The 13,337-nt window shown below is 37.9% G+C and carries 13 protein-coding genes and 2 pseudogenes; 9 read left to right on the forward strand and 6 right to left on the reverse strand.

All coding sequences use genetic code 11. From position 1 onward, the window contains the following. Positions 1-75 precede the first annotated feature (75 nt). The 5 genes and pseudogenes from A3M5_RS25445 (at position 76) to A3M5_RS0113450 (ending at position 2,717) form a co-directional block, all read left to right on the forward strand. Positions 76-303, forward strand: a complete 228-nt coding sequence (locus A3M5_RS25445; protein ID WP_155894715.1) for a hypothetical protein — start codon at positions 76-78, stop codon at positions 301-303. Continuing rightward, positions 278-574, forward strand: a pseudogene (locus A3M5_RS26190) (transposase); the annotation flags it as partial. The gene A3M5_RS25445 and the pseudogene A3M5_RS26190, both read left to right, overlap by 26 nt. 223 nt (positions 575-797) lie before the next feature. Continuing rightward, positions 798-1,147, forward strand: a pseudogene (locus tag A3M5_RS26660) (immunoglobulin-like domain-containing protein). Between the two features lie 617 nt (positions 1,148-1,764). After that, positions 1,765-2,067: an S-layer homology domain-containing protein gene (locus tag A3M5_RS25830; RefSeq protein WP_018394289.1), complete on the forward strand. Its 303-nt coding sequence runs from the start codon at positions 1,765-1,767 to the stop codon at positions 2,065-2,067. Next, positions 2,028-2,717, forward strand: a complete 690-nt coding sequence (locus tag A3M5_RS0113450) for an IS6 family transposase (RefSeq protein WP_026221723.1) — start codon at positions 2,028-2,030, stop codon at positions 2,715-2,717. The genes A3M5_RS25830 and A3M5_RS0113450 overlap by 40 nt, the downstream gene beginning before the upstream one ends. Positions 2,718-2,855: 138 nt before the next feature. Here the strand turns inward: A3M5_RS0113450 and A3M5_RS23815 are convergent, their stop codons facing one another. Continuing rightward, complete coding sequence (locus tag A3M5_RS23815) at positions 2,856-3,557, reverse strand: GGDEF domain-containing protein (RefSeq protein WP_018394291.1); 702 nt, start codon at positions 3,555-3,557, stop codon at positions 2,856-2,858. Positions 3,558-4,712: 1,155 nt separating this feature from the next. Here A3M5_RS23815 and A3M5_RS0113470 point away from each other — a divergent pair. The 3 genes from A3M5_RS0113470 (at position 4,713) to A3M5_RS0113485 (ending at position 6,757) form a co-directional block, all read left to right on the forward strand. Further along, a complete protein-coding gene (locus A3M5_RS0113470) occupies positions 4,713-4,931 on the forward strand; it encodes a hypothetical protein (RefSeq protein WP_018394294.1) in 219 nt (72 codons plus the stop codon). A 502-nt stretch (positions 4,932-5,433) separates the two neighbouring features. Next, positions 5,434-5,601 carry an aspartyl-phosphate phosphatase Spo0E family protein gene (locus A3M5_RS24835; RefSeq protein WP_018394295.1) on the forward strand — a complete coding sequence of 56 codons (168 nt, stop codon included), beginning with the start codon at positions 5,434-5,436 and terminating at the stop codon, positions 5,599-5,601. A gap of 937 nt (positions 5,602-6,538) precedes the next feature. Continuing rightward, the gene (locus A3M5_RS0113485) at positions 6,539-6,757 is read left to right on the forward strand and encodes a hypothetical protein (protein ID WP_018394297.1); all 219 of its coding nucleotides are present in this window, start codon (positions 6,539-6,541) and stop codon (positions 6,755-6,757) included. Between the two features lie 375 nt (positions 6,758-7,132). On the opposite strand, the gene A3M5_RS0113490 is transcribed toward A3M5_RS0113485, so the two are convergent. The 5 genes from A3M5_RS0113490 to A3M5_RS0113510 form a co-directional block, all read right to left on the reverse strand. Then, entirely contained in the window at positions 7,133-7,408 is a 276-nt protein-coding gene (locus A3M5_RS0113490; protein ID WP_018394298.1) for a hypothetical protein, read from the reverse strand. 19 nt (positions 7,409-7,427) lie between these two features. Next, positions 7,428-7,541, reverse strand: coding sequence for a DUF6906 family protein (locus A3M5_RS26865; protein ID WP_502685413.1), 114 nt, complete (start codon positions 7,539-7,541; stop codon positions 7,428-7,430). An 868-nt stretch (positions 7,542-8,409) separates the two neighbouring features. Beyond that, the gene (locus A3M5_RS0113500) at positions 8,410-9,594 is read right to left on the reverse strand and encodes a Ger(x)C family spore germination protein (RefSeq protein WP_231373238.1); all 1,185 of its coding nucleotides are present in this window, start codon (positions 9,592-9,594) and stop codon (positions 8,410-8,412) included. Positions 9,595-9,838: 244 nt separating this feature from the next. After that, on the reverse strand, positions 9,839-10,072 hold the full coding sequence (locus A3M5_RS0113505) for a hypothetical protein (protein ID WP_018394301.1): 234 nt from the start codon (positions 10,070-10,072) through the stop codon (positions 9,839-9,841). Between the two features lie 223 nt (positions 10,073-10,295). Then, on the reverse strand, positions 10,296-11,891 hold the full coding sequence (locus A3M5_RS0113510) for a spore germination protein (RefSeq protein WP_018394302.1): 1,596 nt from the start codon (positions 11,889-11,891) through the stop codon (positions 10,296-10,298). A 346-nt stretch (positions 11,892-12,237) separates the two neighbouring features. On the opposite strand from A3M5_RS0113510, the gene A3M5_RS0113520 reads away from it, so the two are divergent. Continuing rightward, on the forward strand, positions 12,238-13,323 hold the full coding sequence (locus A3M5_RS0113520; RefSeq protein WP_018394304.1) for a GerAB/ArcD/ProY family transporter: 1,086 nt from the start codon (positions 12,238-12,240) through the stop codon (positions 13,321-13,323). Positions 13,324-13,337: the final 14 nt, after the last annotated feature.

Raw genomic sequence — 13,337 nt, forward strand, 5'->3', positions numbered from 1 at the left:
TCTTCCGAACGCTCACTGGCATATCATAGAAACGTACGGACAGCCAACACAATTTTCTGGATGTTGCTGGTGTAGATGACGGTTTCTTCAGCCATTTCCACACGCCTTCCATCAGTTAAGCTGCGGGCTGTACGACAGAAGGAAGATCAGTTCCAGGCGGCTGCGGTTTGTTTCAAGAAACGGCTGGATGCATACGAGCTTTGTCCAAAATCATCACGATCCGGCCAGATGGATAATGTGCCAGTACGGTCCGTAGAAAGCGGAGAAATGCTTCTGCCACACAGACCGTGGCAGCGAGTTTAAAAACCAGCTGATCGATCAAACATTATCAGCTTTTAACATTGGCCGGTCACTCAGCACGAAAGGCTGTCCATATGACAATGTCGTGGCGGAAGCCACATTTAAAATCATCAAAACAGAGTTTGTGAGCCAGATGACGTTTGATCATTTAGAACATCTTACAGTTGAATTCAGTGACTACGTCAACTGGTTCAATAAGCTGCGCATCCACGGAACCTTAGGCTACGTAAGCCCGGTGGAGTTTAGAGAAATGTCCCTTAAAAAGGTTGTATGATTTAGTGTTGACATTTCATTTTATCAATATTTCTTTGTAACTTCGCATCGACTTAACAAACCTTTGTCGTTTTGAACTAGTGACAAGAATCGGAGGTTGTGCAGTTTTGTAACCTCCTACAAATAAATACCCCATTAGTTAAAGATAAAGAGTCCCATAAATATTAAGTTATGATTACTTATTCACCGGAAATTTTTGACTACATGTCACTTTTGACAGTAATTTGCGCACATATTATGCTCAAGAACTTCCGAACTCGGAGAATAATGTTACTATCGAAACTGAAAAAGCCCAATACCCAACAACAGTTGAGAATATCATTGTTGAAATCCAAAATGACAGCAATACACAATACGAGACAGGTGAGCATGTGTTTCTTGAAAAAAAGTAGAAGATACATGGTACAGAGTGCCAATGAAAGCTGATTCTTTCACTGAGATGGCAACTGGTCATCCTCCAGGTGAATTGTCATCAATGGGGTTTGATGTAAAGGACCTGAAGTATGAACTAGCACCAGGTGAATATCGAGCTACCATCAGCGGGCTTGCTGCTCCATTTGAAGTTGTAGATTGAAAAGGAGCCGTCTTAGGTTCTTTTTCTTTTTAGTTAATTATCACTAAAGCCCTAAAGTCATTTAGTAAACAGTTTCGGTCAACTGTTGCGCAATATTCTCGTAAGCACCAAATATCAACAGTAAACTTTAACAGAGCCAATTGAAAAAAAGACACCGTTTAAAATTAGTAAAACAGCCGATGCAAGAGCCGGAACCAACCTTATATGTGTGGGATATTGACGTTAAAAAGGTGGTACACAGTAAGTACAGCCCGGGATTTGTACCGTTAAAAATCCCGGTTCCTGTTCAGCAAAAGAAGAACGATCCTTCTTAAAGACGGGTTTTGCAAGTGCTGGCGTTACGCCAGTATGTCCGGGGTGTTACGCCCCAGTGCGCTGTGTTTGAGCTAGTTTTATATACAGGATTTTATGCAAGGTTCGGGTGGATCTTAGTATTAAAAAGTTTTTCCTACCTAGATACCTGTTTACGGATGTTTTGGGGAATGATAGAATCGCTTCAATACATTGAAGACGGGAGACAATCGATTGAATAAGTATTCTTTGTTTACAGCAGCAACGGCAGCCACAGTAGCAATATCCAGTTTAGCTACTCCAGCGCAGCATCCAGCCACCCTTTTATGGACGTAGGAGAACGATATGATGAAGCAGTTAGTCTTTTATATGATGATAGGGTAGTCAAGGGTATTTCTGCGACAAAGTTTGGAGCGCAGCAAACATTGACACGTGGCGAATTTGCGAATTTATTATATGGGACTTTTCTATTCATCTTGGATACTTTCTATTATCCGTTTGCAGAAAGTGTCACAATTACGTCATCGACAACAACGCAAATCGCTCTTGAGAAAGTGGTGCCGGCTCATTACACGGCAGAAGATATTGTATCTTATGTCAACATTATCAACCCGACATTATTTTGTTAACTGTAAGATGGTACCTGCGGTACAATTTGAGCTTTCATAACATAGTGGAGATGATGGAGGAACGCGGCTTATCAATGGCCCACACAATGATTATACGTTGGGTTCATCAATATAGTCCGGAGTTAGATGATAGAGTACGGCATCATCTTAGACCAACAAATAACTCTTGGAGAGTCGACGAAACGTCTATCAAAGTAAAAGGGCAATGGATGTACCTGTATCGTGCAGTGGACTCCAAAGGAAACACGATTGATTTTTATCTCGGTAAAGCCAGAGACAAACAGGCTGCAAAATGCTTCTTCAAGAAAGCTTTGCGGTCTTTTCATGTTTCTAAACCCCGTGTCATAACAGTAGACAAAAATCCAACCTATCCTGTAGCGATTCAAAAGTTAAAAAAAGAGAAACGTATGCCTGAAGGCATACAAATAAGGCAAGTAAGATATCTCAATAATATAGTAGAACAGGATCACCGTTTCATTAAAAAACGTGTGCGCTCTATGTTGGGATTCAAGTCGTATGAAACAGCCACTTATATATTGAATGGCATTGAAGCGATGCATATGATAAAAAAGAGGCAAGTTCACCAAGGGGTGAAGTCTGACCAAAATGAAGTTGAATTCATACATCAGTTGTTCGGAATAGCATCATAACGGGCAAGTTAGTAGGTAATATAGGTTCTATTTTTATCAAATTATTTTCGCACCAGAACCTTAAAAGGATTGTAAAGGGCTTTCAGTGTTCATAATTATTGGTAATTAGCTTACTTAACAATAGCACGCATCTTCAAATTAGTGCAACATGGATTCTTCACTTTTTGTTGCATTCATTTGTTTACCACTCATTTTTAATTCATACATATTAGAATCAGCTTTAGCCATTAAATCTTTTAAACTATCAGCATCTAAAGGATATGTCGCTTTACCTATGGAAACGGATATGTCGCTTTTATGCTGCCAGTCCTCCCTTTTTATCTCATTTTTAAATTGATTTATTTTATTTATTACTAATTTTTCATCGGAAAATGTGGAAAGTATGAGGAATTCATCCCCACCCCATCTAGCGATAATATCTTTTTGTCCAAAAGATTTGCATAAAATTTTTGATAGATGCTCAAGCACTTGATCTCCGTAGTCATGTCCATAATTATCGTTTATTGCTTTAAATTCATTAACATCTAACAGCAATATAGCGATATTTAACTTTCTTCTATTAACATATGTCATTACTCGAGGGAACTTATCCAATACATAGCGTCTGTTATATAATCCTGTGAGAGTATCTCTCATAGATAAATGCACATATTTATCATACTGCTTTCCAAAATACCAGGCTATAACTAATGGAATAAGCACTGGTATTGGAAATGGATAAAGTGCTCGTCCAAAGTACATTATCGCTATTCCCCTAATGAACAAATAAATGACGGCAATAAATACTACACTTATAATCCTACCCCTATAGCTCAATACGTTATCAACTTTTAATCCCACTTATGTTCTCCTGTTTCTATAAAGAGTTAATATTTAATTGTATGTGTTAATGATAAGTAATATTTCCTAAATGAACAATAAATTGTAAAGCGACCAAACATTCACAAGTTGGCCTCTCTTGTGAAACAGAATACCATGTCCCCGAGCCTGATTCAAAAGTTTATTTCTACTGTTGATCAGCCATCTTTGCTCGTACCGATCTTCATTTCTCCCAAAAGATCAAAAATAAGGATTATCCATAGCCTCGTCCACCACGGATGTTCGAAAAAGAGTTCCATTGCTACACTTTCCTTTTCTCTTTGGTCTCGAATCGGTCCACCTTTCCACCCATTGTAATATTGTTTTATCATTCATTGGATCTGTTTCAGCTGTCATTTTTTTCATGGTCAATCTTCATATCACAGGACGCCCCCAGTCTGTTAAAATAGAGTTGCGAGCACTATTTAAAGAGCTGGGGACTTTCCTTGGCTTTTTTGCATATATTTATCTTAACTGGTTAAAATGTTACTGCATGAGAGTTCCCTCTTGCATATGACAGTTTCATTCCTCTCGGCCGAGGGTCTTGGCTCCCCTCGGCCTTTTTGCATAAACTTTCATTAAATGGAAATAATGTTGTTAACCGGAACATTTTGCTGTGTTAGTGTCCGGTTTTTAAAGTCGGGGCAACCCGGCTTTTTGTGCTGTAATATCGATGGATTGTTCATTTAACTGATTACATTTTTACTGCTTGAATCGTCACTGCATATGCTAAGAACAGATAGGAGTTCATTCTCCCTCCTATTTTAGAAGCCTCGCTCTTTGAAGCAACTATTCTTATCCTCGAATAGTTGCTTTTTATCGTGCTGTTCATTAAGGTTTCAACACTTTTTCAAGCTCTTCAAACATGTATTCATCAAAATCAGATTCACCAAAAATGATTACTTTTACTTTTTTAAGTGTGTCTTTTAAAGCATCTATTTCCGCCTGTTGATTCTTGCATAAACTTTTATTAATCGGAAATATTATTACTGTCCGGAACATTTTGCTATGGTAATTTCGAATATTTAAAACGGGGGCAAGCTGGCTTTTTCCATCCAGACTCTGTTATCCCGGCTGATTTTTATCTGTTCCCGAATTTCTACTATGCTAGCCACTGGCTAGAGAGGAGAGATGAATATGTCTTTAGATAGCCTAAAAGATCTGTTAGGAACGTTATGTTCTTACAACACGATCGACATCACTCATACCTTTGAAAAAGACGGACAATCTATAGCATCAGTTTGTTGCTTAAAAAACACTTCTACAATTGAAGTAACAACGATTCAAACTCAATCTGTTGAACAGTATGAAACTGTAGATGAAGCAGCAATTGTGATAGAAAGATTGGTAAATTAACAATCCATGTATAAATCAGACTTTAGTTGTCCATAATGTAAACGAGGGGATGTGTCACCCCACTAAAATTGAATAGTTTTGATTGGAATGGGATACCTAATTGGCCATCCCTTCCTTTATGTGTTTGCTGTTGATCAATCATCTGTCTCTTTTCATGTAATGTATGTCGAATCCAACCGGCTTCCCTTGCTGCCAAGCGATAGTCTGTGAACCAAAACCAGTCGGCAGATCATCCACTTTTTTTAGTACCCCATCGACTACGTACTAAGTGGCATTCTCCATCAAGTTAATTTCAGCTGTCATTTTTTCATGGTCAATCTTCATATTACAGGACGCCCCCATTCTGTTAAAATAGAATTGCGAATAATGTTTTAACAAGCTGGGGATCCCTCGGTTTTTTTTATTTTAAAGATGACATTCTTTTACAAAAAACTGTTTTCTTTTACCTAGTTTCACGCTATAATTTATCTAGGAAGGTTATCAAGAACCTAGGAGGACTATCATGGATAACAGTGAGGGTACTTTTTGCGACTTGCTTTCTCTCATTAACAGCCTTCGACATCTCATGATTACTGCCGCCCAGCAACACGGTCTTAACAGTCCTGAAACGTTACGGTACAGCGAAGAATTAGATGAGCTCATTTTTCAATTTCAACTTCAAAATAGATAATAATTGTAGCCAGGGACTTCCCTTGGCTTTTTTGCATACATTTTGTCGAAATGTGTATACTATAGTTATAAGTCGGTTTTCCCTAACTGTCATTGCACTCCTAACCTTTGCAACCAAATGGGAGAATCGATCTTATTTTTAACCTAACCCATTTTGAATTTCAATTGGATTTAATTTTGATTATCGTATATATTTCTCTAGATTGGTTAAACTGGTATTATGTCAAAGTAAACCCCTATTACTATTTGTACCGAGGACTTTCCTCGGTTTTTTTGTATAAACTTTTCCTGGACAGGCATACTGTTTTTGTACGACGGTTTTCCGTCATACCCCAACCCTATTTTGTCATTTTTCAACTCTTTTACAGTCAGGTATTAATCTGGCTGTTTTCTTGTTTAAAATTCGACTTCCACTTTGATGTACTGTTCATTTAACCGACTGAATTTTCACCATTTGAATCGTTATTACATATGCTGAATACAAATAGGGTCCTTTCCCCATCCTATTTAGGTACGCTCTTTACAGCAACTATTCTTATCCTGGAATAGTTGCTTTTTCGACGGGCTGTTGATCAACCTTCATCAACTTTGATTGTAATGGATACTACTTTTAAAAATTCTTCTCCATATAAGCGATTCGGCAACTTTCATCTTTCACATAAACGTTATGGCAACGATATCTGCCTGTTTTCTCTTTCAATGCGTAGGCTTTCATTTTGCTCCCCCCTAATGCGTCAACTGGATACAATCTTGACTATTTTTTATAAATTTTTATTGGTTAGAAATATTAATACCATCTGAAACATTTTGCTATGGTACCTACGAATATTTAAAGCTGGGGTAATCTGGCTTTTTCCATACAGGCTCTGTCCCGGCTGATTTTTATCTGTTCCCGAATTCCTACTATGCTAGCCACTGGCTAGAGAGGAGAGGTGAATATGTCTTTAGATAGCCTGAAAGATCTGTTAAGAACCTTATGTTCTTACAACACGATCGACATCACTCATACCTTTGAAAAAGACGGACAATCTATAGCATCTGTTTGTTGCTTAAAAAACACTTCTACAATTGAAGTAACAATGATTCAAACTCAATCTGTTGAACAGTATGAAACTGTGGATGAAGCAGCAATTGTGATAGAAAGATTGGTAAATTAACAATCCATGTATAAATCAGACTTTAGTTGTCCATAATGTAAGTGTGGGGATATGTCCCCCACTAAAAACTGAATAGTCTTTAATTGGAACGGGATACCTACTGGTCATCCCTTCCTTTATATGTAAAATAGTTAGTAACCATATTTCCGGAAATTTTTACTAGCACTCTCGTATATACCATATATCAAAAGATTAATTGGAGATATATTATATACGAATACAAATTTGTCACAATTCCTTTATTAATTTTCGAGAAAAAGATTGATTAAATTGAGCGGACATTTCGTCTGTTTTCTTCTTTGAGTCTAAAATGATCAAACCAATGCACAGGCAGGCTGCCGAGTAATCCCTCTAGTTCCGGATTAAGATAATAATCTACATGACTGCCGGATCCTCAGCAATGACATAATATTCTTTATCACATCGATCTTTTGAAGTTTCCCAGTTCCACATAAGTTTTGCGACATATATCCTGTTTAATTCAATTTCCGGCGTTCGTTTTGGCGGTTCTGCTGGCCATTCAGGCGTTTTAACTTCTTCTATGACCTTGAATCTATCGATTGGAAAACAACCTGTATGTGGGCACTTACGTGGAAACCTAGATGCGTACATCATCTCTATTTGCTCGATAATCGTGTAATCTCTTAACATGATGACTCTTCCTCTTAACCTATTTTTCCACCGCGATACCCATTGGTATTTCTTTGACTTGTTCAGTGTGACGATGCACAAGTGTGTACATACCATTATGCTTCTCACTGACCAGCCAGTTTAATGGATTCAAGAAAGGATCACTTTTCTTTCAGCCCGTGATGGCTTTTTGCCTTGTATCATCATTTTCACCTTCTCTGCATGGATGATGTCCATCGATAACATCCGGAACAGGTACGGGGAAACCTGGCTCGATTGCTATCGACGAGCACTGAAATGCCTATCTTAGGAAAGTATGGTATGATGTTCTTGGATTGGTATTTCTTTGGCGACCGCTCTGGAAAAGCGTGTCGTCTTTATTTTTGCTTTTTTCTGCTTCAAGTTCACCCGTCGCTTTTCCATAGTAGTAACAGAATACGCCGATAAAAAATAGAAGGGCGAGCCATTCAAGGTTCAGCTATGTTTTATGTAGTAGTTCCATTTCGTAACCCTTTCTAGAAACACACCTTTTTTATAGAAGATTTTAGATTCTTTGATATTGAAAAATGGAAGAATCTTTCCCTAGAAGATATGGAAGGAATAAGGAAACATTTTGATTGGGTCACACATAAAGCGAAGGAAAGAAACGATTCCGATCTTTTATGTCTGAGGGTGCGCTTATAATGATGAGTAATTATTACACGACAAACCTTGAAGATTGGGTTACTCGTTTGTACGTAAGTTCGAAAGTTTTTCACCCTACACAAATCAATAAAGAGGATATTGCCAGAAAGTTGGGTATTTTCCTGCATAAAAAGCCCCTCCCTTCTTATTTTGAGGTTGTCGGGAGGTATAGAGGCATCACGATGGATTCCAAATTGATGATCGTAACAAATTAATGAATTACTAATGCCCCTGTTTGAATACTTTTTCGAATATTCAAATATCAATCTATCTATATTTGCACCAGAACAGTATTGAACATATTTAACCATTTTTGTTTCTTTTATAAACTAAGCAATTTACTTTAACTTTTCGTTGAATGGATTATCAATCGTACCTACGCTTCGGATTTCTCCTTGTACCCTTATATTTACAGGCACGTTCTCAAAATGTTTAGGCCAATCTTTTTTGAGTTTTTTCCAAGCTTGAGGATCAGCTCGATGAATCGCCTCACCAAATCCAAAAATATCCATTTTGTATTCTTCCTGTACTTGTTTTATTGCCTTTTTAAACACCTTCTTTGATGTTTTTTCGTACATTTCCTCTAATTGCTCAATCGATTCCGTTTTTGTCAAATCGATGGGGCATTCTACTTCACTTATATTGCCCTCCACATGAACATTTAGATCGATCTCAGGTTTTCCATTCTTTATCTTACCTTTCATTTCCGTATTTGAACTCATCACTTGATACACAAATTTCCCACCTTTCGGACACGATACATCCACAACTGTACTCTTCTCTTTGCTTGTAATGACGGTATACGTTTGGCTTTGTTTCTCATTTAACCAGCCCACTAACTTATCTTTATCAAATATTGCTAATCCGCTATAGGACAATCGGGCAGGCATATCAATCATTTCTACATTCTGTTTGCTTAAAGACGTTTCTTCATCACCTTTTATATCTGCTTGGATTCCTGTTAACACCGGTTGTTTTCCTTCACTTACCATATCCGTGATCAATTCATCTAATGTAATGGCACTTGTACCTGACCATACTTTTGATGAGATGCTAAGGGTATTAAACAATTTATTGGCGGGTATTTTTTCTAAAGCTGTGGGCACCTTTAGAATATTTTTTGCGTCCATTCCCTTAGCTACGACGATATAAAAATCTGATCGCATGTCCCATTCCCTTGAAAAAAGGTCTAATGGTTTTCCAATTCCTTCTTTTGCTAATGACTCTCCAATCACGAGTACTCGCAGATGAGATGGATAAATTCTCCGAGGGGACTCATCTGTTATTTTCCGGATAGCTTCAGAAACGGTTTTCCCTTTTGCTGAATAGATGATTACAGGTGTACTGCCTGCTCCACGATCTCCAGCCACTTCCGCTGGATTTACTACTTGGGCAGTTAGAAGATATTGATCATCGCTTGTCTTATCCAGCCCTATGGCCAGCGTAACGGCAAGTTCATTTAATTCACGACGATTCCAGCAACCTGCAGTGAATAATAAACATACAATCAGAATGATAAACATCGTAAAGCTCCGTTTCATGGATTAACCTCCTTTCGCTCTATTTTTTTATTATTTGGTTTATTACGGATTATTTTAAAGTGACGATTTCATTTTATGCATCCATCTTCATTCTTCAAGATTTTAAAAGTCGTTGGCCTGACGTATGAACAGGAACGGAACCGCCAACCTTATATACGATGATCTATAACATAAATGATCACATGCCCATTTTTGCTGTTCGAAGCATCTTTTGCATATTCCATTTTCACGTTAATAATTTTTCAACCATGTCGGAAAGCGGTTTAAAAATGGCTGTAATCCAATCTAATGGATTCGGAATCTTGATATTCAGGACTTCGGCAATACTTAACACGGTTCCGAATAGTAGAAGAAGGGAAAATATCCACAACTCCTTTTTTAATTTCTTCCTCAACAGTGGAGGAACATTAATCGCGATGATCACAGCCATAATGACAAGGATTCCTGCAACAGCCACCACTTTTGACTACTCCTTTCTTTTGCTTTATTAAAGAACGAGATAACGTTCAGAGGGGTCGAATCTCTGTTTATTATCAAAAATTCACATACGATACAATAATTTTTTTCCAGATCCTTTTATCCCTTTTTGAAGCTTTTGAATCGTGCGATGCATGGCTTCATCAAATCCAAATAGAGCAGCTTTGTTTTTTTGTTGTAAGACTCTGATCGCTTCTTAGTCAATCTCACATGTTATTCCGAGGCGGTTTCGGTGCCGAAGATTGTACGCGTTTATTGTTTTTCTGGCTGATTATACGGGGGCGGGAAAACATCCCCCATATAGGGACCCGAATAACAGTATCTTTAATGTCTTCACGAATAAAAGGAGCAAAAGGACTCATATAAGGAACCCCAAAGGAACGCAAGCTGCACATGTGAAGCACTAGCGCAATGAACCCGACTAATATCCCAAACAAGCCAAAAGAAGCGGCAAGCGCCATAAAAGGGAAACGAAGCATTCTAAAGGACTGAGATATGGCGTAGGAAGGCAGGACAAAACTTGCAACCGCAGTGATCGCAACAACGATGACCATGGCTGCCGAGACAATTCCGGCATCAACGGCCGCTGTACCAATCACTAGTGTCCCTACAATAGACATAGCTGGCCCTATAGCCCTTGGCATTCGTAAACCAGCTTCCCGTAAGACTTCAAATCCGATTTCCATTATGAGAGCTTCAATGAATGCAGGAAAGGGAACCCCTTCCCGTTGAGCTGCTAAACCAATCAGCAGTGGAGTTGGCAACATTTCCTGATGAAACGTGGTGAGAGCGATATATACAGATGGTCCTAACAGAGCAATCAAAATACAAAAAAAACGAAGCATACGATTAAGGCTGCTAAAGACCGTACGCTGATAATAGTCTTCCGAAGATTGGATAAAGGAGACGAACAGTGCCGGGACGACTAGAACAATCGGCGTTCCATCCACTAGTATGGCAACTTTCCCTTCCAAAAGCTCAGCAGCAATCACATCAGGGCGCTCCGAATAATATATAGTCGGAAAAGGACTGTACGTTTCATCTTGAATCAATTCCTCAATATAGCCACTTTCTAGGATTCCATCGATATCAATTCGATCTAGACGCCTGTGCACTTCTTCAACGACTTTGTCATTTACAATTCCATTGATATACATGATCCCTACATCGGTTATGGTCAATTTTCCGATTTTTTTCGATTCCAACCAAAGTTGGGGGGTTTTAATTTTCCGGCGAATTAACGCTGTATTCGTACGCAAATTTTCCGTAAAACCTTCCTTTGGTCCCCGAATAATGGTTTCCGTGGTGGCTTCCATTACACCACGGTCTTTTCCACCACGCATACCGATTGTAAAACCTTGTGCATGTCCATCCACTAAGAGAATAACATCCCCTGATAACAAGGAAGTTAATAAAGAACGGAATTCCGTCACATCCCGTATGTCTCCAACCGCAAGGATGCAATCCTTCAATTGTTGTAAAACGCTCTGTTGAGACGATATCATTCGCTCCTGGCTGGTATGGATATCTAACATGAGTGATTCCATGATAAAATTCTGAATGGAATTAGTGTCCACTAATCCATCCGTATAAAAAATGCATACTTTAACTAGTTGCTTTTTGCCAATTTGTATTTCCCTAATCACGATATCGCTACTATTTCCAAGCAGCTGTTTTACGTGTTGGATGTTTTCTTGTAGGCTTGTTTTTAATAAGTCTTTATTCATTTCCATGTTTGGATCATCTTGCTCGAATAGAGGGCGTTTAACGCTGTTTTTTCCTCGTTTCTTCAAAAACCTCATACATTTTACCTCCCCCCTCAATATTTTATTTCTTTATATGGTATGTTCGCTATTTTTTTCATTTTTTTATTAGCCGGTTCCATGCACTGTTCATTTTCTTTTACCATTCTAAATTTATAGTCACCGAATATAGCATCCGATGTTTTCACTATTATCATGCCTATTTCCCAACTTTTAATACATTTGGGAAATGAATAAATGTCATCGTGAATTCTTTATCGCTTTAAAGTACTCTATATCTGTTCTCCACTGCGTTAAAGCGTTAAACAGAGATCAGATCCCCTGAATATTTCTTCGAATTAAAGGGAATAAAAGATATATTATTACTCATGAGGAGATAACATTAATGTTTGATAACAATAAAATAAATACCCGGCAATTTACTTGTTTGGTCATTTTATTTGTCATCGGTGACACCCTATTATTCGTTCCTTCAGATGTTACATCTATAGCGAAACAGGACGGTTGGCTTTCTGCCCTACTCGCGGCTGTCATGGGAATCTTTTTAGTTACGTTGTACAGCTTTCTTGGGAAACGATTTCCCTCCATGAATATAGTCGATATCAGTGAGAAAGTTCTTAGTTTGTGGTTTGGAAAAATCATTGGGGTTCTATTTGTTTTCTTTGCTTTAATTGATTCAAGTATCACCGTTTGGGAATTAGGGGATTTCATGACAACTAAAATTATGCCGGACACACCAATTAACGCTATCCTTATTCTTTTTTTAAGTATTATCATCTTGGGAATACATGTCGGGGTCGAATCATTAGCTCGTGCAGCGGAAATTATTTTCCCCTGGGTTATCCTACTTTTTTTGATTCTGTTTCTATCAGTTTCCCCAAAGATTAATCTTGAGAATATTCAGCCTGTGTTAGAAGACGGGGTAAAACCAGTACTGCGCGGTTCTCTTCCACTTATTGGTTTTTACTTAGAATCTGTAATTCTTTTAATGGTTTTACCGTATGTCAATCAAACGAAGAGAATTACCAAAAGCTTTGTGATCGGAATGATCACTGGCAGTAGTTTTCTCTTTATTATTATACTTTTAAGTATTTTGGTTCTAGGTAGTCATTTAACATCAAATTCCATTTACCCATCTTATGCGTTAGCCAGAAAAATAAGTGTAGGAAGTTTTCTTCAGCGAATAGAAGCTATATTAGCTTTTATCTGGTTTTTCACTGTTTATTTCAAAGTGACAATCTGTTTTTATGCGGCAACAGCAGGCCTAGCACAAATTTTTAAAATTAAAGATCATAAAGTGCTAATGGTTCCTTTAGCTTTAATTGTGTATGCCCTTGCTCTTATAACAGCGCCGAGTACAACGTATGTTAATCAATTTCTTTTATCCATCTGGTGGACTTTTACTTTGAGTTACGGTTTATTTTTACCATTATTATTGATAACAGTGGCTAAATTACGAAATAAATATTAATTAACAGAAAAATA

Origin of the sequence: Bacillus sp. 37MA, from assembly GCF_000372765.1 — a bacterium.
Classification (GTDB): domain Bacteria; phylum Bacillota; class Bacilli; order Bacillales; family Domibacillaceae; genus Domibacillus; species Domibacillus aminovorans.